The sequence below is a fragment of the Neisseria weixii genome (assembly GCF_002327085.1).
GTDB classification, from domain to species: Bacteria; Pseudomonadota; Gammaproteobacteria; order Burkholderiales; family Neisseriaceae; genus Neisseria; species Neisseria weixii.
The window spans coordinates 484,689-508,916 of sequence record NZ_CP023429.1 but is presented as its reverse complement, the minus strand read 5'-3'; the positions used below and the strand labels follow the sequence as shown (position 1 = coordinate 508,916).

22 protein-coding genes, 1 tRNA gene and 3 pseudogenes are annotated in these 24,228 nt (G+C 49.2%); 14 read left to right on the top strand and 12 right to left on the bottom strand.

Annotated elements, in window-relative coordinates; genetic code table 11:
* Positions 1-70: 70 nt before the first annotated feature.
* From CGZ65_RS02570 to CGZ65_RS02545, 6 genes are all read right to left on the bottom strand, one after another.
* Positions 71-2,365, bottom strand: coding sequence for a NosR/NirI family protein (locus CGZ65_RS02570; protein WP_198345368.1), 2,295 nt, complete (start codon positions 2,363-2,365; stop codon positions 71-73).
* 425 nt (positions 2,366-2,790) lie between these two features.
* Positions 2,791-3,804, bottom strand: coding sequence for a ketol-acid reductoisomerase (gene ilvC, locus CGZ65_RS02565; protein WP_096294703.1), 1,014 nt, complete (start codon positions 3,802-3,804; stop codon positions 2,791-2,793).
* Positions 3,805-3,851: 47 nt separating this feature from the next.
* Positions 3,852-4,145: a putative quinol monooxygenase gene (locus tag CGZ65_RS02560; protein WP_096294702.1), complete on the bottom strand. Its 294-nt coding sequence runs from the start codon at positions 4,143-4,145 to the stop codon at positions 3,852-3,854.
* Between the two features lie 69 nt (positions 4,146-4,214).
* Complete coding sequence (gene ilvN, locus CGZ65_RS02555; protein ID WP_096294701.1) at positions 4,215-4,706, bottom strand: acetolactate synthase small subunit; 492 nt, start codon at positions 4,704-4,706, stop codon at positions 4,215-4,217.
* Positions 4,703-6,487, bottom strand: coding sequence for a biosynthetic-type acetolactate synthase large subunit (ilvB, locus tag CGZ65_RS02550; protein ID WP_096294700.1), 1,785 nt, complete (start codon positions 6,485-6,487; stop codon positions 4,703-4,705). The genes ilvN and ilvB overlap by 4 nt, the downstream gene beginning before the upstream one ends.
* Positions 6,488-6,879: 392 nt before the next feature.
* Entirely contained in the window at positions 6,880-8,058 is a 1,179-nt protein-coding gene (locus CGZ65_RS02545) for a family 20 glycosylhydrolase (RefSeq protein WP_096294699.1), read from the bottom strand.
* Between the two features lie 136 nt (positions 8,059-8,194).
* Between CGZ65_RS02545 and CGZ65_RS02540 the strand changes: the two genes are divergently transcribed.
* A complete protein-coding gene (locus tag CGZ65_RS02540; protein WP_096294698.1) occupies positions 8,195-8,896 on the top strand; it encodes an IS1595 family transposase in 702 nt (233 codons plus the stop codon).
* Positions 8,897-8,916: 20 nt separating this feature from the next.
* On the opposite strand, the gene CGZ65_RS02535 is transcribed toward CGZ65_RS02540, so the two are convergent.
* Positions 8,917-9,000: transfer RNA gene (locus tag CGZ65_RS02535), tRNA-Leu, on the bottom strand.
* 298 nt (positions 9,001-9,298) lie between these two features.
* Between CGZ65_RS02535 and CGZ65_RS02530 the strand changes: the two genes are divergently transcribed.
* From CGZ65_RS02530 to hisD, 5 genes and pseudogenes are all read left to right on the top strand, one after another.
* A complete protein-coding gene (locus CGZ65_RS02530; RefSeq protein ID WP_096294697.1) occupies positions 9,299-9,973 on the top strand; it encodes an SCO family protein in 675 nt (224 codons plus the stop codon).
* A 73-nt stretch (positions 9,974-10,046) separates the two neighbouring features.
* Positions 10,047-10,703 (top strand): ATP phosphoribosyltransferase, encoded by a 657-nt coding sequence (gene hisG, locus CGZ65_RS02525; RefSeq protein ID WP_096294696.1) that lies wholly within the window; start codon positions 10,047-10,049, stop codon positions 10,701-10,703.
* Between the two features lie 62 nt (positions 10,704-10,765).
* Positions 10,766-10,873: pseudogene (locus CGZ65_RS15055) on the top strand (NYN domain-containing protein); the annotation flags it as partial.
* A complete protein-coding gene (locus CGZ65_RS02520) occupies positions 10,854-11,045 on the top strand; it encodes an OST-HTH/LOTUS domain-containing protein (protein WP_378595572.1) in 192 nt (63 codons plus the stop codon). The pseudogene CGZ65_RS15055 and the gene CGZ65_RS02520, both read left to right, overlap by 20 nt.
* Before the next feature lie 236 nt (positions 11,046-11,281).
* Positions 11,282-12,573: pseudogene (gene hisD / locus CGZ65_RS02515) on the top strand (histidinol dehydrogenase).
* Positions 12,574-12,640: 67 nt separating this feature from the next.
* Here hisD and CGZ65_RS02510 read toward each other — a convergent pair.
* On the bottom strand, positions 12,641-13,480 hold the full coding sequence (locus CGZ65_RS02510) for an aldo/keto reductase (protein WP_096294694.1): 840 nt from the start codon (positions 13,478-13,480) through the stop codon (positions 12,641-12,643).
* 484 nt (positions 13,481-13,964) lie between these two features.
* Between CGZ65_RS02510 and CGZ65_RS02505 the strand changes: the two genes are divergently transcribed.
* The 6 genes from CGZ65_RS02505 to nqrF are packed head-to-tail and all read left to right on the top strand — an operon-like array spanning position 13,965 to position 19,759.
* Entirely contained in the window at positions 13,965-15,308 is a 1,344-nt protein-coding gene (locus CGZ65_RS02505; protein WP_096294693.1) for a Na(+)-translocating NADH-quinone reductase subunit A, read from the top strand.
* Positions 15,309-15,310: 2 nt separating this feature from the next.
* Positions 15,311-16,543 (top strand): NADH:ubiquinone reductase (Na(+)-transporting) subunit B, encoded by a 1,233-nt coding sequence (locus tag CGZ65_RS02500; protein WP_096294692.1) that lies wholly within the window; start codon positions 15,311-15,313, stop codon positions 16,541-16,543.
* On the top strand, positions 16,536-17,306 hold the full coding sequence (locus CGZ65_RS02495; RefSeq protein WP_096294691.1) for a Na(+)-translocating NADH-quinone reductase subunit C: 771 nt from the start codon (positions 16,536-16,538) through the stop codon (positions 17,304-17,306). The genes CGZ65_RS02500 and CGZ65_RS02495 overlap by 8 nt, the downstream gene beginning before the upstream one ends.
* A complete protein-coding gene (locus tag CGZ65_RS02490) occupies positions 17,306-17,932 on the top strand; it encodes an NADH:ubiquinone reductase (Na(+)-transporting) subunit D (RefSeq protein WP_096294690.1) in 627 nt (208 codons plus the stop codon). Before CGZ65_RS02495 ends, CGZ65_RS02490 begins: the two co-directional genes overlap by 1 nt.
* 3 nt (positions 17,933-17,935) lie before the next feature.
* Positions 17,936-18,529: an NADH:ubiquinone reductase (Na(+)-transporting) subunit E gene (gene nqrE, locus CGZ65_RS02485; protein ID WP_096294689.1), complete on the top strand. Its 594-nt coding sequence runs from the start codon at positions 17,936-17,938 to the stop codon at positions 18,527-18,529.
* 12 nt (positions 18,530-18,541) lie between these two features.
* Complete coding sequence (gene nqrF / locus CGZ65_RS02480) at positions 18,542-19,759, top strand: NADH:ubiquinone reductase (Na(+)-transporting) subunit F (RefSeq protein ID WP_096294688.1); 1,218 nt, start codon at positions 18,542-18,544, stop codon at positions 19,757-19,759.
* A 92-nt stretch (positions 19,760-19,851) separates the two neighbouring features.
* Here the strand turns inward: nqrF and CGZ65_RS02475 are convergent, their stop codons facing one another.
* Positions 19,852-20,310, bottom strand: coding sequence for a DMT family transporter (locus CGZ65_RS02475; protein ID WP_096294687.1), 459 nt, complete (start codon positions 20,308-20,310; stop codon positions 19,852-19,854).
* Between the two features lie 129 nt (positions 20,311-20,439).
* On the opposite strand from CGZ65_RS02475, the pseudogene CGZ65_RS02470 reads away from it, so the two are divergent.
* Positions 20,440-21,479: pseudogene (locus tag CGZ65_RS02470) on the top strand (FAD:protein FMN transferase).
* Positions 21,480-21,500: 21 nt separating this feature from the next.
* Positions 21,501-21,725 carry a (Na+)-NQR maturation NqrM gene (nqrM, locus tag CGZ65_RS02465; protein ID WP_096294686.1) on the top strand — a complete coding sequence of 75 codons (225 nt, stop codon included), beginning with the start codon at positions 21,501-21,503 and terminating at the stop codon, positions 21,723-21,725.
* A 74-nt stretch (positions 21,726-21,799) separates the two neighbouring features.
* On the opposite strand, the gene CGZ65_RS02460 is transcribed toward nqrM, so the two are convergent.
* The 3 genes from CGZ65_RS02460 to CGZ65_RS02450 all read right to left on the bottom strand — a co-directional run bounded on the left by CGZ65_RS02460 (position 21,800) and on the right by CGZ65_RS02450 (position 24,141).
* Positions 21,800-22,120 (bottom strand): hypothetical protein, encoded by a 321-nt coding sequence (locus CGZ65_RS02460; protein WP_096294685.1) that lies wholly within the window; start codon positions 22,118-22,120, stop codon positions 21,800-21,802.
* A 220-nt stretch (positions 22,121-22,340) separates the two neighbouring features.
* Positions 22,341-22,922 (bottom strand): ribonuclease HII, encoded by a 582-nt coding sequence (gene rnhB, locus CGZ65_RS02455; protein ID WP_096296071.1) that lies wholly within the window; start codon positions 22,920-22,922, stop codon positions 22,341-22,343.
* Positions 22,923-23,136: 214 nt separating this feature from the next.
* On the bottom strand, positions 23,137-24,141 hold the full coding sequence (locus CGZ65_RS02450) for an IS5 family transposase (protein WP_096294684.1): 1,005 nt from the start codon (positions 24,139-24,141) through the stop codon (positions 23,137-23,139).
* Positions 24,142-24,228: the final 87 nt, after the last annotated feature.

Sequence of the window (24,228 nt, the reverse complement as noted above, 5' to 3'; positions counted from 1 at the left end):
CTCTCCTTGGAATGAAATTCGGTATTTGTCTTTTCAGACGGCCTACCGTGGGATAAGGGAAACTGACTCGTCATTTTCCAACAGTGATTTTTGCACCGGGTTTCACAAAGTGCACCACATGCTCATTGGCCTTGGCGGTTTGCTCGGCTTCATGTTCCGATTTGGCCGCAGCTTGGCGTTGTTTTTTCTTGTTGGTCGCGACTACTTGCGGACAACGTGTTTCATGGTGATACATCACTTGGCAGTGAAGGCATTGAATACACTCGTTCGGATGAATATCACCTTCGGGCGCAATCGCTTGAACCGGGCATTCGTGCGTACAAATCTGACACGGGTTACCACACATTTTGTAGCGGCGCAGCCAGTCAAAAATACGGAAGCGTGCGGGAATCGCAATCGCTGCACCCAAAGGGCATAAGTAACGGCAAAAGAAGCGTTCGATAAACAAACCGGCTGCCAACAATGCCACAGCGAACAATACAAACCACCATTCGCGCATGAATTTCAAAATAATCGCGGTTTTAAACGGCTCGATTTCGGCAAAATGCTCGGCCAAGCCCAAGTCGTAGAGCGAAATCGCCAGCAAACCGAAGAAAATCACGTATTTAATCGCGCTCAAGCGTGTGTGCAGCAGATGCGGCACGGTAATTTGCTTCACACCCAATTTTTTCGCCAAGCGGTTGGTCAATTCCTGCAAAGAGCCAAACGGACACAACCAGCCGCAGAAAGTGCCACGGTTCCACAGCAACATGGCCGCTGCCGTAAACAACCACAAAATGAACACCAGCGGATCCATTAGGAAGAATTCCCAGTGGAAATCAGTCAAAATGGCGGAAAACAGCGTCAAGGTATTCACCACCGACAATTGAGCCTGTGCATACCAGCCGATATAAACCAAAGTAAAGGTTAGGAAGGCAATACGAAAACGGTCATACCATTTTTCATAGCGGACAATCCAGTCTTGGAACAAGAACACCAGCAGCAAAATGGTTAATGCAATGCCGACCACGATAATCTGCGCTTTTTTCACCCGCCAAATCTGTTTCCACAATTGGCTGGATACACCGTTATCGGTTGCGGCTTCCAAAATGCCAGCGGTTTGGTTGGCCAATTTTCGGCCTTCGGCGGCAGGTGCTTCAATCGGCGCGGTGATGGTGACCGGTTCGGCATCAGGATCGTCAACGTAATAACCTTGCGGCAATTCGTAGGCCAAATCGGCAGTGACAAACGCTTTGTCGTTCACGCTCAATACGCGCTGAATCATCAATTGCAAACGCCACGGTTCGGCAGCATCAAATGTCACATCTTCCGGAATGGTGAACCAAGATACTTCTTTAAATGCCGGCGCACCTTCTGCCGCCAAAGCCACTACGCGCTCGTGTTGCGCATCGGTAAAGCGGAAGCTGTTGTCACCTTGAATCATCTCGATGCGATCAAAAATACCTCCGCGCACATAGCCCGAGCCTTTCCAAGAATAACGCCCTTCACCGGCCACCATAATCGCTTGCTGTCCCGGTTTCAGACGGCGTTGTAAATTGTTCCAACCTGATTCACCCAATAAACTTTTACCGATGGAAGGCTGGCTCACCACCGCCACATACATATCGACAAAAGTATCATCGCCCGGCCCTTCTTCAGTGTGTTCAGCAACGCCTTCTTTGCCGCTTTGTTCAAATAATTTATTGGCTTCGTCCACCGTCATGTGCAGCTTGGTAACGGCTTTTTGTTCCAGCAAGGCATTCCATGATTGGATGTCTTGTTTGTCCATACCTACAGCACGGCGCGGACGGGTTTGCACCGCAGCCGTTTGGGCAGCAGAAGCACCTACAGCAGCCACAGCCGCTGTAGGTGCTTCTGTACTAAGTCGGTATTGTTGGGCAATGGCTTTAATCGAGCGCTGCATGCTGTCGTTAATCACCATCAGCGTCACGGTAGCACCGCTAATAATATCGGAAGGCGCCACGCCCGGTTTCGGTGGTGTGGTAATGAAATTCAGGCCGATATAGTCATCAATAAATTTATCGACACGTGATTGCGGGATGCCGATAAGCATAATCGGCTCATTGTGCGCCGCCAATTTGGCGCCGGCAATCGTACCGTCATTGGCTAAGGCTACCATGGTATCGATGGGTTTGCTCGAATAACCGCGTGTATTCACGACATCGGTGGTGATGAACACCAAACCCAGTTGCTCATCACCTTTGTACACACGCGCCACCATCGGCTTGCCTTCAGGTTCACCGTAGCGGTCGGCCGTCGGAAAAATTTCAGATGGCTGTACTTTGCTCAAAAATTCCGGCAGACGTTCCGCATGAGCCGGCAGACTGATCATCATCAAAACCAAAGCCAGCGCTACTGTAACCATCCGCTTGAGCAGGCTGCTATCCTCTGCTCTATCCCTGTCAAACCCGGACATAACCTATCCCTGATGACTCGATTACTCAAAACAATAATATTATATGAATCATTCAGTATCCATAATTTGATATATGTCAAGCTTACAAAGCTTAAAGTGTATTTATATTGGTTCAATAATTCTTTATAGCTAAAGCAGATACAAATAACGCTATGAATCAGGAATAATTGATTAACTTCCCATATCGGCCTATAAAGTTCATTTTATTTCAATCAAATTTCATTTAATATGATCGAATAATCAATAGGCCGTCTAAAAATACTACCAATGGTTTTTTCAGACGGCCTTGATATAAGTTAAATGTATTTAAATGATTGACCAGGAAAAATGCCGTCTGAAATGTTCAGACGGCATTTTTTGCTCGCGGGTAAAAATTAGTTTTTGTCCAAATCTACCAATTTGTTTTTCGCAATCCAAGGCATCATCGAACGCAATTGCGCGCCGACTTTCTCGATTTGGTGATCAGCATTCAAGCGGCGACGGGCAGTCATCGAAGCGTAATTGGCCGCTCCTTCTTGGATAAACATTTTCGCGTATTCACCGGATTGAATGCGGTACAAGGCTTTCTTCATGGCTTCTTTGGTAGCCGGAGTCACCACTTCAGGGCCGGTCACGTATTCACCGTACTCGGCATTATTCGAAATTGAGTAGTTCATGTTGGCAATACCGCCCTCATACATCAAATCTACAATCAGTTTCAATTCGTGCAAGCACTCGAAGTAAGCCATTTCCGGAGCGTAACCGGCTTCAACCAAAGTTTCAAAACCACATTTCACCAATTCAACCGCACCGCCACACAATACGGCTTGCTCACCGAACAAGTCGGTTTCGGTTTCTTCGCGGAAATTGGTTTCAATCACGCCGCCTTTGGTGCCGCCATTGGCCGCTGCATAAGACAAGGCGATGTCGCGCGCTTTACCGGAATTGTCTTGATAAACAGCGATCAATGAAGGTACGCCACCGCCTTTCAAGAACTCGCTGCGTACCGTGTGGCCAGGGCCTTTAGGCGCAACCATGATTACGTCTACGTTTGATGGCGGCACGATTTGGTTGTAGTGCACGTTGAATCCGTGAGCAAACGCCAAAGCCGCACCGTCTTTCAGGTTAGGCGCAATTTCGTTTTTGTACACAACCGGCTGGTTTTCATCCGGCAACAAAATCATCACAACATCGGCATCTTTAGTGGCTTCGGCAACGGTTTTCACGTTATGGCCGGCTTTAACGGCTTTGTCCCAAGAAGTACCTTGACGCAAACCGATTACCACGTTTACGCCTGAATCTTTCAGGTTGGCAGCGTGGGCATGACCTTGCGAGCCATAACCGATGATGGCAACGGTTTTGCCTTTGATTAATGACAGGTCGGCGTCTTTATCGTAATAAACTTGCATTTCAATTCCTTTTATTTGAATAGGTTTGTTGAGTTAACTTTAAAAAATCAGATGGAGAGTTCTTCGAGCATCACGATTTCAAGATTATCGGTTTTACCGTCGATGGCTTGGACAAATGCCTGAAAATGCTCGCTGGCATTGTGCTCATCCACCGCTGCTTGCGATTGCCAACTTTCAACAAAAACAAAGCGGTTGGGATTTTGGATGTCCTGATGCAAATCATAGCTGTTGTTCCCCGTTTCGGCACGGCTGGCTTGAACCAACTGCATGAATTGGGCAGACAATGTTTCTCGGTATTCAGGTTTTACAGTAATCAACGCAACAATCTTAATAATCGACATCTCAAATTCTCGTGTATTGGCTTTCAGATGGCCTCGAATCTTTTAACAGGCCGTCTGAAAAGCATGGTATCAAATTTTCAAAATACGTTCGCCGCGGCCAATACCGGCTGCGCCCGTGCGTACAGTTTCCAAAATTTGTGCGCGCCCTACGGTTTCTAAGAAAGAATCCAATTTGTCGCTGGAGCCGGTGATTTCTATGGTGTAGCTGCGATCAGTCACGTCAACCACATGACCACGGTAAATCTCAGTCAGGCGAACAAATTCATCGCGGTCTTTGCCGGCAGCACGCACTTTCACCAACATCAATTCGCGTTCGACAAAACGGCTTTCGTTCAAATCGACCACTTTAATCACTTCGACCAGCTTGTTCAACTGCTTGGTAATCTGCTCTAGCACGCTGTCGTCACCGTGGGTGACGATGGTCATGCGCGACAAGGTTTTGTCTTCCGTTGCAGCCACCGACAATGAATCGATGTTGTAGTCGCGCGCTGAAAACAGGCCGACCACACGGCTCATCGCACCGGATTCGTTTTCCATCAGAATGGACAAAATGTGTCTCATGGCACGCTCCTTGTATCGTAATCACGATCGTTAACATCGTTTACGTCGCTGTCGGCTTTGGTTTCGCGCATATGCACCGGCAACACCATCTCATCAAGACCTTTGCCGTTGCCCACCATCGGGAACACGTTTTGTTTTTTATCGGTGATGAAATCCATAAACACCAAGCGACCTTCGCGGTTGTGCTGCAGGGCTTGGCGAATCGCGTCTTCCACTTCAGACGGCTTGGTCACACGGATACCCACGTGGCCGTAAGCCTCAGCCAGCTTCACAAAATCCGGCAATGAATCAAAATAAGTTTCCGATTCGCGGTTGCTGTAGTAAAGCTCCTGCCATTGGCGCACCATACCGAGATAACCGTTATTCAGGGTCACAACGGTAAGCGGTATTTTATATTGGAAGCAGGTCGATAATTCTTGGATATTCATCTGAATCGACCCTTCGCCGGTGATACAGAATACATCCTGCTCCGGTGCCGCCAGTTTCGCACCCATTGCATAAGGCAAACCGACACCCATCGTGCCCAAACCGCCGGAATTCAACCATTGGCGCGGACGCTCAAACGGGTAATATTGGGCGGCAAACATTTGGTGCTGCCCCACGTCGGATGTAATAATGGCCGAATTATTGGTGATTTCCGCCAATTTTTTCACCACAAACTGCGGCTTGATGGTTTCTTCGTCTTGTTCAAACCACAAGCAGTCGCGACTGCGCCATGATTCGATGTTTTTCCACCATTTATCCAAATGCTCGCGACTCGGTACGGATTGCTGCTTGTTCACCAGGCACACCATTTCGGCCAATACATTTTTCACATCGCCCACAATCGGAATATCGGCTTTAACGCGCTTGGCAATACTGGACGGGTCAACATCGACATGAATGATTTTTTTCGGTTTTTCCAAGAATTTGGATGGCACAGACACCACGCGGTCATCAAAGCGCGCACCCACGGCCAACACCACATCGGCATCCTGCATGGCCAAGTTGGCTTCGTAGGTACCGTGCATGCCCAGCATGCCGAGATATTGACGGTCGCTGGAAGGTACTGCGCCCAAACCCATTAAGGTACCGACGCATGGCGCACCGGTAGCGTGTACCAATTCGACCAACTCTTGGCTGGCATTACCCAATACGATACCGCCGCCGAAATAGATAATCGGGCGTTTGGCAGAAGCAAACATCTGCACCGCTTTTTTAATCTGACCGGTGTGACCTTGCACCACCGGCTGATAAGAGCGGATGAAAATATCTTCTTGCGGATAGCTGAATTTTGCCATCGCCTGCGTCACGTCTTTCGGCACATCGATTACCACGGGGCCGGGACGGCCGCCGGCGGCGATTTGGAACGCTTTTTTGATGGTATTGGCCAAATCGTTGATGTCGGTCACCAAGAAATTGTGTTTCACACACGGACGGGTAATGCCGATGGTGTCAACTTCCTGAAAAGCATCGCTGCCGATGGCTGGCGTACCGACCTGACCGGTGATGATAACCATCGGAATCGAATCCGAATAGGCCGTAGCGATACCGGTCACCGCGTTGGTCGCACCAGGGCCGGATGTCACTAAAGCCACGCCAACCTTGCCGCTGGTACGCGCATACGCATCGGCTGCATGAACGGCTGCCTGTTCGTGTCTGGTCAGGATGTGCTGGAATTTATTGAGCTGGTAGATGGCATCGTAGATTTCGAGAACTGCGCCGCCCGGATAGCCGAAAACGTATTCAACGCCTTCTGCCTTGAGACTTTGCACAATGATTTGTGCGCCTGATAATTGCATAACAACCTCTTTTATAGGGCGTTAAACCAACAGCAACAGCAGCTTCGTCACAGCACCTGTAATGCAAGCCTATCAAGTAGCGGTTTAGGGTACGCACATTGCTAGGACACGACGACAGCCAATCCGTTCGGACAATTGGATTAAGGCTCAGAGTTTATGAAAATGAAGAAGCCCAACGATAACCTAATCTGCGTTTTCAGGCAAGACAAAATTTTCGTCTTTTAACATTATTTTTATTAAATTTAATTACTGTTTGATTTTTATAAAATAAATATCCACAAATCGGCTATACTTTTCTAATTGTCATACCGTAATTGTCTACAGTTTGAATAAACACTCAAAGGATAATAACAGGCCGTCTGAAATTTTTAAATTTTCAGACGGCCTGTTTATTAATCATGATTGCGACGATTCGCCTTAGCCAACACAGCTTTCAATAATTTTTCCGTACGGCTAAACACGTCTTGGCCGCTTAATGAATCGGAATGCTCGCCCCACACCGCCAAAGCCGCTCCGCCTATCGCTTGTTGTTGCGATTGAGATAAGGCGTTTTTACTGTTGGCATCATCCCACACACCTAAGTTCCAATGCTGCTCGACATCACGAATGGCGTAATCGGTATCGTGCGAAGAACCGACATCCGGGCCGGGGATAAAATAAAGATAATAGGAATTGTAGTTCCACACTTTAAAACCGGCTTCAATCAATTCCGGCATACTGGCACGCAGATTGCGGCGTTTACTACGTTCCGTTTTATCTTGCGCATTCCCGTCGTAGCTCCAATAGGTCACTTCAATTTGTCGGTTTAAATCGGTCAAACTTTGCTTAATCAAACCATCATTCCACATCTGGGTTTTCCAACCTCTGCGATTGAGAAAATCAGCCAGCCGGTTTACATAAGCAACAAACTCAGGATGACTTTCTACGCTGTAGCCGAACTCATCACCACCGATATGAAAACGTTTGCTGTACGGGAATTTAGCCATCACTTCCGCCATTAAGGATTCAACCAAAGCGATACTTTGCGGATTAGTAATGTCGATTTCATCATCCACCACCTTTGATTTGATCGACCGCACATAATCTGCGCCGCGATGATGCGTGAGTAGCGTAAAAATACCGTTCATATGGTTCGGACTACCCAACTCCGGTATCAATTCAATCTTCTTTTCATGCGCATAGGCCACAATTTCGCCCAACTGCGCATCGCTCAAAAAAAGTTTGCCGGTTTGCGGATTGCGGTAAAGGCCGTCTGAAACGTCTGCATCCACTGCTTTTTGATTCAACAACTCACTTTCCAATCCATAGTTCTCATGATCGGAAAAATGCAGATGTAGAAAACCGCCACCATTTTCAGCGAGCGTGTCGATATATTGCTTGATCACCGCCACCGAATAATAACGGCGCGCGTTATCCAGCATCAGGCCATTATGTTTGACTTGTACCGGCAAAGCAGCCACATGCAATGAAGAACTACCGCAGCCGGCATTGGCCAATAATAAACAAGCCATGATTAAATATAAAAAGAATCTTTGCAGCAATGACCACAAAGTAGAGAATTGTTTTTTCATGATGAAATCCGTGGAAATAAAATTTGACAGATTTCCCGCTGGCAAATGAATGCCACTCCCAAAAATAATGATGAAATAAAATATAGGGCTGTACTAGATAACTAGGGAAATCTAATTTCAAGTTAGAATAATCCCTATGAGAAGAAGCCGTTTAAGTCAGTACAAGCAAAACAAACTAATTGAACTGTTTATTGCGGGTGTTACTGCCCGTACTGCAGCTCAATTAGCCGGTGTTAATAAAAACACGGCAGCCTATTGCTTTCATCGTTTGCGCGTACTGATTTTCCATAACAGCCCGCATCCGGAAATGTCTGATGGCGGAGTAGAAGTTGATGAAAGCTGTTTTGGCGGACAGCGCAAAGACAAACGCGGTCGCGGTGCAGCCGGCAAAGTCGCTGTATTCGGGCTTCTGAAGCGCAACGGCAAGGTTTGCACCGTTGCCGTGCCCAATACTTTATTGCCGGTAATACGTGAGCAAGTAAAGCCTGACAGTATTGTTTACACTGATTGTTACAAAAGCTATGACGTACTTGATGTGAGTGAGTTTAGCCACTTTCGCATCAATCACAGCACTCACTTTGCTGATCGGCAAAATCACATCAACGGAATTGAGAACTTTTGGAATCAGGCAAAACGCCGCTTACGTAAGTTTAACGGCATTCCCAAAGAACATTTTGGGCTGTATTTGAAGGAATGTGAATGGCATTTTAACCACATTGAAATAAAAGTTCAAATTTCTATTTTAAAACAATTAGTAAAGCAGAATTTATTCTTGTTATCTAGTACAGCCCCTAAAATATTATGTTTTTATAACGCAAAAACAAGAACGGCCGCTTAAAAGCGACCGTTTCCAGAATTTGGTGCCCAGGGTCGGACTCGAACCGACACACCTTGCGGCGGGGGATTTTGAGTCCCTGCGTCTACCAATTTCGCCACCTGGGCGGTGAAGAAGTCGCTATTATAGCCGGCATAAAAAACTTGTAAAGTGCTTCGAATGATTTTTTTGACAATTAAATGACAATTTATTGATTAAAAATGAAATTATATTTATCAAATGAAAATTTTATTCGACGCTTATACGCAGCCCAAATGCGCATCTATCATTAAAATAGATCAAAATAGATCAATTTTTGATAAATTTTCTATAAAATTCTCTATAAACTGCTACATTTCAGCGGGCAAAAGCGTTAAGATACGGATATGTTGTTTCACCAATTACTAAACCAAATCGGAGAATACCATGCCCATCACAGCCAAAAAATTTGTATTCAGCGTTTTTACCTTAGCTGCTCTGGCTGCGTGCCAACCTAAAGAAGAAGCTGCACCCAAAGCACCTGAAGCGCCTGCTTCTACTGCACAAAGCGCCAAAGCCGCACCTGCCGGAAAAGCGGTTGTGCCGGGTCAAATCAACGGCACCGATATGCGCAAAGAAGACATCGGCGGCGATTTTGAAATGACCGATGGGGACGGCAAGCCATTTAAATTAAGCGATTTGAAAGGCAATGTGGTGGTGCTCTCATTTGGTTACACCCACTGCCCTGACGTTTGCCCGACTGAATTGCTGACCTACAGCGACACTTTAAAACAACTGGGGGACGATGCCAAAAACGTCAAAGTCGTATTCGCCAGTGTTGACCCTGAACGCGACACGCCGGAGCTGATCGGCAAATACGCCAAACAATTCCACCCTGATTTCATCGGCATTACCGCCACCGAAGGCCAAGCCCTGCCGTTGATTAAGCAGCAATACCGCGTGGTATCTGCCAAAGTCAACCAAAAAGAAGACAGCACCAACTATCTGGTCGACCACACCTCAGGCGCGTATCTAATTGATAAAGAAGGCGAAGTTGCCATCTTTTCCCCATACGGCACCGAGCCTGATGCCGTTGCCGCCGACATTCGCACTTTATTATAATCCATGCCGTCTGAAAACTTTTTTCAGACGGCCTTTCGCTATCCATACACCCCCAAACAGAACAGAACCCACAATGACTGACAACGCATTAACCATTGCCCTCTCCAAAGGCCGGATTTTTGAAGAAACCCTTCCCTTGCTGGCTGCTGCCGGTATCGTCCCAACCGAAAGCCCTGAAGAATCACGCAAACTCATCATCGGCACCAATCACGACAATATTCGTTTGGTGATTGTACGCGCAAGCGACGTGCCAACTTATGTACAATACGGCGCGGCCGATTTCGGCATTGGCGGCAAAGACGTCTTAATCGAACACGGCGGCGACGGTTTATATCAGCCGCTCGATTTACAGATTGCCAAATGCCGCATGATGGTTGCCGTGCGTAAAGGCTTTGATTACAAAAGCGTTTCCCATCCTGGCAGCCGTTTACGCATTGCTACCAAATACCCGAATATCGCGGCGGAACATTTCTCCGCCAAAGGTGTTCACGTCGACATCATCAAACTTTACGGCTCGATGGAACTTGCGCCGCTGGTTGGTTTGAGCGATGCGATTGTCGATTTGGTTTCCACCGGCGGCACGCTCAGAGCCAACAATCTTGAAGCCGTGGAACACATCGTCGATATTTCCAGCCGCTTGGTGGTCAACAAAGCTGCACTGAAAACCAAACACACCCTGCTTGAGCCGATTATCCAAGCCTTTTCCGGCGCGGTAAACGGCGGAAAATAATATTTTTCAGACGGCCTTAAAAGGACAGCAATCAAAATATATAACAAAAACCAGTTGTTTTAATTACTGCTGACAATGCCAATTCAAATATTATTGAGCCGCTACTTACAGAAATTGCCCAATACGGCATTGTCAGTGTTAAACGAATTTATGGGGACTGGAGCAGTGGCTGCCGTAGGTAATTATATTCGTAAAATCAGCCCAGACTTCGATCAACGTAGCGATGGTTTTCCAAAGCTGACCGATTTAATTCACAGCCTACCATTACTGGAATTAAAACAAAAAAACAATAGTCATAGTTTTTTGTCCGTCGTCAAAGTGACAGGCGCTTTATCCGTATAGTCCAAAGCATTATCAGCCAATATGCTGATTCTGAAAGAAAGCCGGAATTAGTCAAAGTATGTTCCCGTATTTAAGCAAGCTGACTCAGACTTTAATCCTGAAACATTTGGGCATACATCCGTATCAAGAGCGATTTGAAGTATACATACAGGTTGGATAGAGTTCTTCGGCTGCGAAGGAAAAACGTTTGCCCAAAATGTAAAAATTACGCAATAGATCAACAGAATAGGATAAACATGAAATACCTCAACACCCAATCCCCGATTTCCAAGCCGAACTCAAAGCGCTGCTGGCTTTTGAAACCGCGCAAGACCCGAAAATCGACCAAATCGTGGCCGACATCTGCGCCGACGTGCAAAAGCGCGGCGATGCGGCTGTAATCGAATACACCAATAAATTCGACGGCACGGCGGCACAAACCTTCGCCGATTTAACCTTAAGCCAAGAAGATTTGAAAAACGCCTTCGAACGCCTGCCCGAAAATGTTCAGACGGCCTTGAAAACCGCCGCCGCGCGCGTGGAAAGCTACCACCAACGCCAAAAACTGGAATCGTGGACATACACCGATGAAGACGGCACGCTGTTGGGCCAGCAAATCACCGCGCTCGACCGCGTCGGCATTTATGTGCCCGGCGGCAAAGCGGCCTATCCCAGCTCGGTGATTATGAACGCCATGCCCGCGCACGTGGCCGGCGTGCCAGAAATCATCATGGTGGTGCCGACCCCGAAAGGCGAACGCAACGACATTGTGCTGGCGGCGGCTTATGTGGCGGGCGTAACCAAAGTGTTTACTATTGGCGGCGCGCAAGCCGTGACCGCGCTGGCTTACGGCACCGAAACCGTGCCGCAGGTCGATAAAATCACCGGCCCCGGCAATGCTTTTGTGGCCGCCGCCAAACGCCGCGTGTTCGGCGTGGTGGGCATAGACATGGTGGCCGGGCCGTCTGAAATTCTGGTGATTGCCGACGGCAGCACGCCCGCCGATTGGGTGGCGATGGATTTGTTCAGCCAGGCCGAACACGACGAAATCGCCCAAGCCATTCTGATTGCCACTTCACAAACGTATTTGGACGAAGTGAAAACGGCGATGGACAAACTGATTGAAGAAATGCCGCGCCGCGACATTATCGAAGCCTCGCTGGGCAACCGCGGTGCGTTTGTGTTGACAAAAGATTTGGACGAAGCCTGCGAAATCGCCAACTATATTGCGCCCGAACACTTGGAATTATCGGTGGAAAACGCCGATCAATGGGCGAAGAAAATCCGCCATGCCGGCGCGATTTTTATGGGCAGATACACCAGCGAGAGCTTGGGCGACTATTGCGCCGGCCCCAACCACGTGCTGCCCACCAGCCGCACCGCCCGTTTCTCGTCGCCCTTGGGCACCTACGATTTCCAAAAACGCTCGAGCCTGATTCAGGTATCCGAAGCGGGCGCGCAAAAACTGGGCAAAACCGCCAGCATTTTGGCACACGGCGAAATGCTCACCGCCCATGCGCGCGCGGCCGAATTCCGTTTGAAAGATTGATGGTGTCAATAATAAAGGCCGTCTGAAAATGAATGTTTCAGACGGCCTTTATTATTAAATCTTTTGATTATTGAATATCCAACGGTACGCGCCATTGTGGTGCCGGATAGGCTTCGTCCAAAACCGCATATTGCTCGGGCGACAAACAAATATCCAAGCAATCGACCAATTCTTTCATATGCGCCGTTTTGCCGGTGCGCGGAATCGATACCATGTTTGACTGCGCCAAAGTAAAACACAGCAACACTTGATACACGCTGATATTGAGCTCAGCCGCCACCTGGCGAACAGCCGGGTGGCGCAGCAAATCGTCCTGCAAATCACCCGCCTGCGCCAGCGGACAGTAGGCAATAGTAGAAATCGCGTTAGCATCCTGCCATGGCTTCAGCGCAAACTCGATACCGCGTGAGCCCAAATGATACAACACTTCATTGGTTTCGCAATGGATGCCGCCGGCTTCGTGCAATTCCTGCATATCTTCCAAATCAAAGTTCGACACGCCCCACGCTTTGATTTTGCCTTTTTGCACCATGTTTTCCATTAATTCGACCGTTTCGGCCAACGGCGTGGCACCGCGCCAATGATAAAGATACATATCCAAATAATCGGTTTGAAGTTGGCGCAATGAGGCATCCAAGCTGCACTCCAAATTGTGGCGGTTGGCATTGCTCGGCAACACTTTGGAAATCAAATAAATGCTGTCGCGAGCAAAAGGCTGAATCGCCTCGCCAACTAGATTTTCCGAGCGTCCGTTGCCATACATTTCGGCAGTATCGATAATCGACACGCCGTGTTCCAAACCGTAGCGCAATGCGGCAATTTCTTCTTGGCGCGAGGCAGCGTAATCGCCGAGGTGCCATGTTCCCATGCCTAATTTACCGTGATTGAGCAGCGTATTGTTTACCATGATGATTCTCCGATTGGGATACTGGTTTAGTTTAGTCTTATTTTTCTTGGCCTGCTTTAATAATCTGACCACCTTTTCAGACGTGCCTCAAACGTTTTACGGCCGTATCGTTTCTTAAGATATGATTTTTATTATAATTTATTAGTTATTATGGCTTACTGAATTAGCCTTATAAGTGAAAAAATCTGGCGGAATGTGACAAAAAACCATCCATTCCTGTTAAAATCCGAAAGATTTTATTTGTTCATCCATTTGAATATTTTTAAATTGCTCTTTCTTTAAAACGCAGTTTCAGACGGCCCCAACCAGCAATAATCTATTATTTAACAATAAAAACAACGATTAATCATCAAGCTGATAATCGAATAAATTTATTTGATTTTAAAGGAAATGTGTCGTCATTCCAAATACCGACGTCGGTGGCCAGACTCAACGCCATCGGCTTGCCCGTTTTTTTTAACCTAGTAAGAAGTAACGCATCTCTATGATTAAGATAAAAAAAGGCTTAGACCTGCCTATTGCAGGCCGACCGGAGCAAACCATCTATGATGGTCCGGCCATTACCGAAGTCGCGTTGCTTGGCGAAGAGTATGTCGGCATGCGCCCCTCGATGAAAGTCAAGGAAGGCGATGTCGTCAAAAAAGGCCAAGTATTGTTTGAAGACAAGAAAAATCCGGGCGTGGTGTTTACCGCTCCGGCTTCAGGCACCATCACGGCGATTAACCGTGGTGAAAAACGCGTATTGCAATCTGTGGTCATTTCCGTTGCAGGCAGCGATGAAATCACCTTCAAGCAATATTCTGCCGAAGCTTTATCGGGTTTAAGCGGTGATGAAGTGCGCGCAAATCTGATTCAATCAGGCTTGTGGACTGCCTTGCGTACCCGCCCGTTCAGCAAAACGCCTGCGGTTGATGCCAACCCTGCGGCGATTTTTGTGAACGCCATGGACACCAACCCTTTGGCTGCCGACCCGACCGTAATCATCGCCGAGAAAGCGGCTGACTTTACCAACGGCTTGCGCGTATTGAGCCGATTGACTGAACGTACGGTTCATGTGTGCAAAGCAGCCGGTGCCAATGTGCCGTCTGAAAGCGCAGCCAATATTGCTGTGCACGAATTCGACGGCCCGCATCCGGCCGGTTTGAGCGGCACGCATATCCACTTTATCGAACCGGTCGGCGCGAACAAAACCGTGTGGACCATCAACTACCAAGATGTGATTGCCATCGGCCAACTGTTTACCACAGGCCGTCTGAATACCGAACGCGTCGTCGCTTTGGGCGGTTCGCAGGTCAACAAACCGCGTCTGTTGCGTACCGTGTTGGGTGCCAACCTTTCCCAACTTACCGCCGGCGAATTGGTCAATGCCGATAACCGCGTGATTTCCGGCTCCGTGTTAAACGGCGGCATCGCCACCGGACCGCACGACTATCTCGGCCGTTATCACAATCAAGTGTCGGTGTTGGAAGAAGGCCGCCACAAAGAATTTTTCGGCTGGATTGCACCGCAAGCTGAGAAATACACCATTACCCGCACCACACTCGGTCATTTTCTCAAAAGCAAACTCTTCAAGTTCAACACGGCCGTCAACGGTGGCGACCGCGCCATGGTACCAATCGGCACATATGAACGCATCATGCCGCTCGATATCCTGCCGACCTTACTTCTGCGTGATTTGATTGTCGGCGACACCGACGGCGCGCAAGCCTTGGGTTGTCTGGAATTGGACGAAGAAGATTTGGCCTTGTGCAGCTTCGTTTGCCCGGGCAAATACGAATACGGCCCGCTGTTGCGCAAAGTGCTGGATACTATTGAGAAGGAAGGCTGATTATGGGCTTGAAACATTTTTTGGAAAAAATCGAACCGCACTTCCTGCCGGGCGGCAAACACGAAAAGTGGTACGCGCTGTATGAAGCGGCGGCAACGATTTTCTATACGCAAGGTGCGGTAACGCGCAAAGCAGCACACGTCCGCGATGCGCTCGACTCCAAGCGTATGATGATTATGGTATGGCTGGCACTGTTCCCGGCCATGTTCTACGGTATGTACAACGTGGGTGCGCAAGCATTCGGCGTGTTGACACCTGAATTATTGCAACAAAGCATCGCCAATGATTGGCATTATGCCTTAGCCAATGCGCTGGGTATCAATATGGCTGCGGATGCGGGCTGGTTGAGCAAAATGCTCTTCGGTGCGATTTTCTTTGTGCCGATTTACGCCACCGTATTTATCGTGGGCGGCTTCTGGGAAGTATTGTTTGCCATGATCCGCAAACATGAAATCAACGAAGGCTTCTTCGTCACTTCGATTCTGTTTGCCTTAATTGTTCCCCCTACCCTGCCGTTGTGGCAGGCCGCCTTGGGTATTACCTTTGGTGTGGTGGTGGCGAAAGAAGTGTTCGGCGGCACCGGCAAAAACTTCATGAATCCGGCGCTGGCAGGCCGTGCATTCCTGTTCTTTGCTTACCCTGCCAACATCAGCGGCGATAAAGTATGGACTGCCGTTGACGGCTACTCAGGTGCAACCGCTTTGGCGCAATGGGCTTCAGACGGCATGGCCGGTTTGAAAAACGTTGCCACCGGCCAGCCGATTACTTGGATGGATGCTTTCATCGGTAATATGCCGGGCTCGGTTGGCGAAGTATCAACCATCGCCCTGATTATCGGCGGTTTGATGATTGTGTTCGCCCGCATCGCTTCTTGGCGCATTATTGTCGGCGTGATGATCGGTATGATTGCCACTTCCTTGCTGTTTAACGCCATCGGCTCCGACACCAATCCGATGTTTGCCATGCCTTGGTACTGGCATTTGGTATTGGGCGGTTTTGCCATCGGTATGCTGTTTATGGCAACCGATCCGGTTTCTGCTTCGTTTACCAACACCGGTAAATGGTGGTACGGCGCATTAATCGGTGTGATGGCCGTGTTAATCCGCGTGGTTAACCCGGCCTATCCGGAAGGCATGATGTTGGCCATCCTGTTTGCCAACCTGTTTGCCCCGATTTTCGACTACATCGTCGCACAAGCGAACATCAAACGCAGAAAGGCGCGCACCAATGGCTAAATTCAATAAAGACAGCTTCGGCGGCACGCTGGCCGTCGTGATTGTGGTAAGCTTGGTTTGTTCTGTGGTGGTGGCCGGTTCTGCTGTTGGCCTCAAACCAAAACAGCTTGAACAAAAAGCCAAAGACAAACAAAGCTACATCTTAAGCGTAGCCGGTTTGCTCGATGAGAAAACCGACATCGCCAAAACCTATTCCGAAAGAATCGAACCGCGTGTTGTCGATTTGGCAACCGGTGAGTACGTTGACAATCCACCGGAAGGCTTCGATGCCCGCAGCGCGGCCAAAGATCCGCAGCAAAACGTGCGCATTGCCCCTGAAGACGATTTGGCCGGTATCAAAACCCGCGCCAAACTCGCCGATGTTTATTTGGTGAAAGACGAAGGCGGCAAAGTAGAACAAATCGTTCTGCCCATGCACGGTAATGGTTTGTGGTCAGTGATGTATGGTTTTGTATCAGTGAAACCCGACGGCAACACGCTCAACGGCATCACCTACTACGAGCAGGGTGAAACCCCGGGCTTGGGTGGCGAAATCGCCAATCCTTTGTGGCAGCAAAAATTTGTCGGCAAAAAACTCTACAACGAGCAAGACAACGTTGCCATCCGTGTCGGTAAAGGCGCAGGCGCCGATCAAGAACACGGCGTAGACGGTTTGTCCGGCGCAACCCTGACCACCAAAGGCGTGCAAGGTACGTTCGATTACTGGTTTGGCGAAAACGGTTATAAACCTTATTTAGCCAAACTGAAAGCAGGAGCAGAATAATGGCTGATACCAAACGTTTGAAACATTTAATGTTTTCCCCATTTGTCGACAATAACCCGATTGCGCTGCAAGTATTGGGTATTTGTTCGGCACTGGCCGTGACCACCAAATTGGAAACCGCCATCGTCATGGGTATTTCCGTGGCTTTTGTAACCGGTTTCTCCAGCCTGTTTATCTCGCTGGTGCGCAATTACATCCCCAACAGCATCCGTATTATCGTGCAGATGGCGATTATTGCCTCATTGGTGACCTTGGTTGACCAGGTTTTGCAGGCATTTGCTTACGAATTGTCCAAGCAGTTATCGGTATTCGTGGGACTGATTATTACCAACTGTATCGTAATGGGCCGCGCGGAAGCATTTGCGATGAAAGAGCCGCCGCTGGAAAGCTTTGTCGACGGTTTCGGCAACGGCTTGGGCTATGGCTTGATTTTGATCATCGTGGCCAGCTTGCGTGAATTGATCGGTTCGGGCAAATTGTTCGGCATGACCGTATTCCAAACCATTCAAGACGGTGGTTGGTATCAGGCCAACGGCTTGTTCCTGCTAGCACCGAGCGCATTCTTTATTATCGGTTTCCTGGTCTGGGCCATCCGCACTTGGAAACCTGAACAGGTGGAGAAATAATCCATGGAACATTATCTGAGCTTATTGGTTAAGTCCGTATTCATTGAAAATATGGCCTTAGCCTTCTTCTTGGGCATGTGTACTTTTTTGGCCGTATCCAAAAAAGTATCCACCGCTTTCGGTTTGGGCATTGCCGTAACTGTGGTTTTGACCATCTCCGTACCTGCCAACCAATTGGTTTATACGCTTTTAAAAGAGGGAGCGATTATTGAAGGCGTGGATTTGACGTTCTTGAAATTCATCACCTTTATCGGTGTCATTGCCGCATTGGTGCAAATTTTGGAAATGATTCTGGACAAATTCTTCCCGGCCCTCTACAACGCGCTTGGTATTTTCCTACCGCTGATTACCGTAAACTGTGCCATTTTCGGTGGCGTGTCATTTATGGTTCAGCGCGAATATAACTTTGGCGAATCCATCGTTTACGGCTTTGGCGCAGGCTTAGGCTGGATGTTGGCCATTGTTGCCTTAGCCGGTATTACTGAAAAACTGAAATATGCCGACGTACCTAACGGTTTAAAGGGGCTGGGCATTACCTTTATTTCCGCCGGCTTAATGGCTTTAGCCTTTATGTCGTTCTCCGGCATTCAGTTATAAGGAAGACACACAATGGAAATTATTTTAGGTATTGTGATGTTTACCGTCATTGTTTTGGCTTTGGCATTGATGATTCTTTTTGCCAAATCAAAATTGGTGAACGAAGGCGACATCACTATTAAAGTCAACGGCGAAAAAGAGTTGACCATGCCTGCGGGCGGAAAACTCTTGGGCGCACTGGCCAACGAAGGCATCTTCATTCCTTCCGCCTGTGGCGGCGGCGGCTCTTGCGGCCAATGTCGAGTGATCGTGAAGAGTGGTGGCGGCGACATTCTGCCGACCGAGCTCTCTCACATCAACAAACGTGAAGCGCGCGAAGGCTGCCGTTTGTCTTGTCAGGTAAACGTCAAAGCCGATATGGACATCGAAGTGCCGGAAGAAGTGTTCGGCGTGAAGAAATGGGAATGCACCGTTATCTCCAACGACAACAAAGCCACTTTCATTAAAGAGCTGAAGTTGGCTATTCCCGAAGGCGAAGAAGTACCTTTCCGCGCCGGCGGCTACATCCAAATCGAAGCTCCGGCGCACACCGTGGCCTACAAAGACTTCAACATTCCGCAAGAATACCACGAAGATTGGGACAAATTCGACCTGTGGCGTTATGTTTCTAAAGTAGATGAGCCGATTCTGCGTGCCTACTCCATGGCTTCTTATCCGGAAGAAAAAGGCATCATCATGCTCAACGTGCGTATCGCTACCCCGCCGCCACGCGAACCTGATGCGCCTCCGGGTCAAATGTCTTCTTATATCTGGTCATTGAAACCGGGTGACAAAGTAACGATTTCCGGCCCGTTTGGCGAATTCTTTGCCAAAGATACTGATGCCGAAATGGTGTTCATCGGCGGCGGTGCCGGTATGGCACCCATGCGTTCTCATATTTTCGACCAATTACGCCGTCTGAAATCTAAACGCAAAATCTCATTCTGGTACGGCGCACGTTCGAAACGCGAAATGTTCTACGTGGAGGATTTCGACGAACTGGCTGCAGAAAACGACAACTTCGAATGGCACGTTGCCCTCTCCGACCCACTGCCGGAAGACAATTGGGATGGTTACACAGGCTTCATTCACAATGTCTTGTATGAGAACTACCTGAAAAACCACGAAGCCCCTGAAGATTGCGAATTCTACATGTGCGGCCCGCCGGTGATGAACCAGGCCGTGATTAAAATGCTCAAAGACTTGGGCGTAGAAGACGAAAACATCCTGCTGGACGATTTCGGCGGCTAACAAAAAAGGAAGAAACTTCGGTTTCTTCCTTTTTTATTTGCAGGCCGTCTGAAAGCCTTTCAGACGGCCTCACACTTTAAATCAAATATCAACTACTTCCAAACCTTATCGCCAAACGAAAACAACGCTAACCCCACCCCCATCACCACCAAACCGATTAATTTCGGCATCGTCATTTCCTGCACGGCCATACCGATCAGGCCGTAATGGTCAATCACCGCCGCGGCCAGCAACTGCCCGATGATGATGACAAACAGCATATTCGCAATGCCCAATTTAGGTGCCAGCAATACGCTGGTGAACACAAACATCACGCCGATCAAACCGCCGCTTAATTTCCACCAAGACTGCTGTCCGATGGCCAAATAACCGAACAAATCCGTTTTGTCCCATGTGATGAAAAACAAGGCCACCGTGCCCACGACAAACGAAATCAAGGTGGCAATTAAGGTTTCGCCACCCATTGACCGCGCCAGTTGCGTATTAATCGCCGCCTGCATGGCCGAAGCCACTCCTGCCGCGAAAGCCAAATCCAGACAAACTGCCCACATATTAGCGCCTCAAAGACTCAAACGGTCTTTTTAAACCGATTTTCCACCGCTCCCAGCGTCCTTAAGAGCAGCCCGTTGGTGTTCATTTTACGTTACAATAGGCCGTCTGAAAAATTTTGTCGCATACCCATGCCTATGTTGAAATCTCTCTATCTACTATTTTTTGGTACCATGTTGTTTTTGCTCGCTGCATGCGGCAAACAAGCGCAAACGGTCACGCTACAAGGCGAAACGATGGGCACGACTTACACCGTCAAATACCTTTCAGACAGCCTTGATTTGCCTAAACCGGAAATCATGCAGGCACAAATTGACAATGTGCTGCAAGAAGTCAACCGCCAAATGTCGACCTATCAAGCAGATTCGGAAATCAGCCAATTTAACCAACTGCGCGAAACCTACCGCCCGCTCAAGATTTCCCAAGATTTTGCTGATGTTATCGCTGAAGCCATACGTTTAAACCAAATGACCCAAGGCGCGTTAGACGTTACCGTTGGGCCTTTGGTGAATTTATGGGGGTTCGGGCCGGATAAAGAAATCACCTACTCGCCGGCAAAGCCGAAATCGACCAAGCCGCGCAAGCAGTCGGCATCGATAAAGTCGTATTGGCTAACGATGGTGAATCTGCCACGCTCGCCAAAACCCAGGCCGGTGTTTATTTGGATTTGTCCTCCATCGCCAAAGGTTTCGGCGTGGACAAAGTAGCCCAACACCTTGAAAAATCAGGTATTCGCAACTATTTGGTAGAAATAGGCGGCGAATTACACGGCAAAGGCCGCAATGCTTCCGGAGAAGCTTGGCGCGTGGGCATTGAACAGCCGAATATGATTCAAGGCAGTGGTACTCAGATTATTGTGCCGTTGGATAACCAATCTTTGGCTACTTCGGGCGATTACCGTAATTTCCACTTAGATGCGAACGGCAACCGCCTTTCCCACATCATCAATCCGCAAACGCGCGCACCGATTCGCCACAAGCTTGCGTCCATCAGCGTGATTGCCGATAACGCCACCACTGCCGACGGCCTGTCCACCGGTTTATTCGTCTTGGGCGAAGAAAAAGCTCTGGCACTTGCCGAGCAACACGGTTTGGCAGTATTCTTAATCATCTACGACGGTAACGGCTACAAAACCGAAATGTCAAGCGCATTCAAAAAATTACTTAATTAATTTAACCTTGGAACCCGCATCATGAAAACCCTCTTATTAACCTTCGGCATTTTCCTGCTGGTGATTTTAGGCATGGCAGTCGGCTACATTTTCTCCAAACGCTCGATTAAAGGCAGCTGCGGCGGCATTTCCGCCTTGGGCATGGAAAAAATGTGCGATTGCGACACGCCTTGCGACACGCTGCAAAAGAAATTGGATGCTGAAAAAGCAGCCGGTGAAAACAAAGGCATTGTGGTCGATCACTGATTGTTTGATAAATAAACATTGCAGCCACAATAATATCCACAAAACAAATGACGGGGAGAGAGCACCGTCATTTTTTAACACCATCCATTAGGTAGTGTAGCCACAATATTTTCAACCATATCGCAATAATCCGGATTTCTATTACCGCAGCAAATAAAGCCAACCTCTTCGAATAACGCGTGGCAATGCCCCGTCAGCGTTCTGAAATCCCCAAAGCAGTTCCCCACCAAATGGCGGTAACGGTACAGATAGCGGTCAAAAAACAGTCGCTCCTTGCGGTTGGCCTTGGTCGGAATAACGGCATCCATGCCCGCTGAAGCCGCCAAATTCCTGAGTGCATCGGTGCCATCAGCTTTATCGGCCACCAGATCGTCGGCTGCCGTACCGGCAATCAATACTTAGGCAAACAGACAATCTGTCGCACTGCCTTCTCTTAGCAAGAATTTCACCGGTATCCCGTGGGTATCCAACGCCAGATGCAGCTTGGTATTCAGCCCCTTTTTGTACGGCTCATGCCTTCATTGCTGCCTTTGACTCACAGCATGGTGGTGAATTGAGATCGGTGGTCTCCGTCATCAGCTACTCCATATCTTTTTCTCCCGCAAGGATAAACAGCTACCTTCCTTGCGCCAACAATGCCCTGACCGGCGCAAAGTCTTCGCGGTGTTCCGGCAACACCCCGAATTGCTGCAAGGCGGCCAAATGCTGCGCCGTGCCGTAGCCCTTGTGTTTATCGAACCCATATTGCGGATAGCGTTCGGCCAGCGCATACATTTCGGCATCGCGGGCGGTTTTCGCCAACACCGAAGCGGCGGAAACCACCATAATTTTGCTGTCGCCTTTTATCACCGCTTCCGCTTCAATGCCTAAATCTTTCGGCACACGGTTACCGTCTATCCACACTTTTCCGGGCTGCACCGCCAAGCCCTGCACCGCCCGCTTCATCGCCAACATGGCCGCGTGCAGAATATTGAATTGGTGAATCTCGCTCGGATCGGCACTCGCCACACACCACGCCACGGCCTGTGCTTTAATCATCGCCGCCAACTCATCACGCCGCTTTTCGCTGAGTTTTTTTGAGTCGGTCAATCTGGGCAAATCATAATGCTCCGGCAAAATCACCGCCGCCGCAAACACGCTGCCGACCAACGGGCCGCGCCCCGCTTCATCGACACCGGCTGATAATAATAAGGTCATGCCATACTTTCTTTTTCGGTTGTAATCGCCTAAATCTTGTGCAATCTTGAAATTGATATTATCACCAACGTAAAGGCCGAGACCTTTGCAAAATACCGGCCACCCCATCCAAACGGTTACCTGAACAATCAGGTAACCGTTTTTTCATTTTCAGACGTGTTTCCCGTCCGTATTTCCCCCAATCAGCCCCTTTATCGGGTGCACATTGCCCTTTTCAGGCAGCAGCAGGCACACGAAGCCTGCCGGCTGCCTTTGGCAGGTTCAGGCACACCGCTTTCAAATGGCTTTGCGCCGGTACTTTCCGTAAACCGAAATAACGCGCTCTTTTACAGCCGGATTTCCGGTGCGGCGTACCGAAGGTTTGCCCGGCCGCACAGCGCACTTCCGACAGCTGCGTATTGCGCTGTTTCTCCTGCTCCGTTAAAGGTTTGCCCCGCTGTGCCTTACGCATCATGCCGCCGGACAGCCGTTTGCTTTGCAGATGCTCCCGGTTGGCTTTACTGTCATACCCCTTATCGGCATAGACGGTTGTTCCGGGTGCGGTGCCGTCCGGCAGCGGTCCGAAATGGTTGCACTCACGGGCGTCGGCCGGGGTGGTGTGCAGTTTCCCGATACAGCCTTCCGAACCGGTGCGGGTGTGTTGTTTGCAGCCCAAGGTGAATCTGCCCTCTTTCTTCACCCGGCGCGCATCCTTGTCTTTGCCGGGCAGGGTTTCGGCAGTGATGCCGTTTTCATCGGTTTCGACAGCCTGACGCTGTTTGCCGCCGGCAGTTTGGATGATGGCGGCGTCAATCACTGCTGCCGGGGCTTTCTCTGTTTTTAAGCCTTTTTCGGTCAGCCGGCGGTTAACCGGTTCGGGAAGCCGGGCTAAGGCGTCATCCTGTGCCGGCCGGTTGCGGAAACGGCAGGGGGTGCTGCGGCCGGGTAAGGCGGCTTCATCAAAGCCGCAGAAGAAGCAGAAATCCGGACGGGCGGCTGAACAGCGTTCCGATTCCGGATCGGAAAGGCTGTGCCATTGGCCGGGCAATACGGCTTTGAGCACGGGCGGCAGCGGATAGGCGGGGCGGCCGCGGTGGCCGCGGATGTAACGGGTCTTTTGCCGGTTGGGCAGTTGTCCGGCGGGCTGCCAATCGGGCAGCCGGTTAATTTTGAGCAACGGGCAGCTGCCGGTATGTTTGCCCGTCATGATTTGGGCTTGTTGCTGGAAGAAGCTGCTCATAAAAAAACGCCTCTGAATCCTTTAGGGGGAATTTAGGGGAGTTTTGGGGTTTTTGCAAAGGTCTCAGGCCGTCTGAAATATTTTTCA

Bases quoted from the DNA above. Each gene is read 5' to 3' on its own strand.
- CGZ65_RS02500 (WP_096294692.1), top strand. From the start codon at position 15,311: ATGGGCTTGAAACATTTTTTGGAAAAAATCGAACCGCACTTCCTGCCG.
- CGZ65_RS02495 (WP_096294691.1), top strand. From the start codon at position 16,536: ATGGCTAAATTCAATAAAGACAGCTTCGGCGGCACGCTGGCCGTCGTG.
- ilvC (WP_096294703.1), bottom strand. From the start codon at position 3,804: ATGCAAGTTTATTACGATAAAGACGCCGACCTGTCATTAATCAAAGGC.
- ilvN (WP_096294701.1), bottom strand. From the start codon at position 4,706: ATGAGACACATTTTGTCCATTCTGATGGAAAACGAATCCGGTGCGATG.
- CGZ65_RS02540 (WP_096294698.1), top strand. From the start codon at position 8,195: ATGAGAAGAAGCCGTTTAAGTCAGTACAAGCAAAACAAACTAATTGAA.
- CGZ65_RS02520 (WP_378595572.1), top strand. From the start codon at position 10,854: ATGGGGACTGGAGCAGTGGCTGCCGTAGGTAATTATATTCGTAAAATC.
- rnhB (WP_096296071.1), bottom strand. From the start codon at position 22,922: ATGACCTTATTATTATCAGCCGGTGTCGATGAAGCGGGGCGCGGCCCG.
- nqrF (WP_096294688.1), top strand. From the start codon at position 18,542: ATGGAAATTATTTTAGGTATTGTGATGTTTACCGTCATTGTTTTGGCT.
- CGZ65_RS02475 (WP_096294687.1), bottom strand. From the start codon at position 20,310: ATGTGGGCAGTTTGTCTGGATTTGGCTTTCGCGGCAGGAGTGGCTTCG.
- CGZ65_RS02490 (WP_096294690.1), top strand. From the start codon at position 17,306: ATGGCTGATACCAAACGTTTGAAACATTTAATGTTTTCCCCATTTGTC.
- CGZ65_RS02510 (WP_096294694.1), bottom strand. From the start codon at position 13,480: ATGGTAAACAATACGCTGCTCAATCACGGTAAATTAGGCATGGGAACA.
- CGZ65_RS02545 (WP_096294699.1), bottom strand. From the start codon at position 8,058: ATGAAAAAACAATTCTCTACTTTGTGGTCATTGCTGCAAAGATTCTTT.
- CGZ65_RS02560 (WP_096294702.1), bottom strand. From the start codon at position 4,145: ATGTCGATTATTAAGATTGTTGCGTTGATTACTGTAAAACCTGAATAC.
- CGZ65_RS02570 (WP_198345368.1), bottom strand. From the start codon at position 2,365: ATGGTTACAGTAGCGCTGGCTTTGGTTTTGATGATGATCAGTCTGCCG.
- nqrE (WP_096294689.1), top strand. From the start codon at position 17,936: ATGGAACATTATCTGAGCTTATTGGTTAAGTCCGTATTCATTGAAAAT.
- ilvB (WP_096294700.1), bottom strand. From the start codon at position 6,487: ATGCAATTATCAGGCGCACAAATCATTGTGCAAAGTCTCAAGGCAGAA.
- hisG (WP_096294696.1), top strand. From the start codon at position 10,047: ATGACTGACAACGCATTAACCATTGCCCTCTCCAAAGGCCGGATTTTT.
- CGZ65_RS02505 (WP_096294693.1), top strand. From the start codon at position 13,965: ATGATTAAGATAAAAAAAGGCTTAGACCTGCCTATTGCAGGCCGACCG.
- CGZ65_RS02530 (WP_096294697.1), top strand. From the start codon at position 9,299: ATGCCCATCACAGCCAAAAAATTTGTATTCAGCGTTTTTACCTTAGCT.
- CGZ65_RS02450 (WP_096294684.1), bottom strand. From the start codon at position 24,141: ATGAGCAGCTTCTTCCAGCAACAAGCCCAAATCATGACGGGCAAACAT.
- nqrM (WP_096294686.1), top strand. From the start codon at position 21,501: ATGAAAACCCTCTTATTAACCTTCGGCATTTTCCTGCTGGTGATTTTA.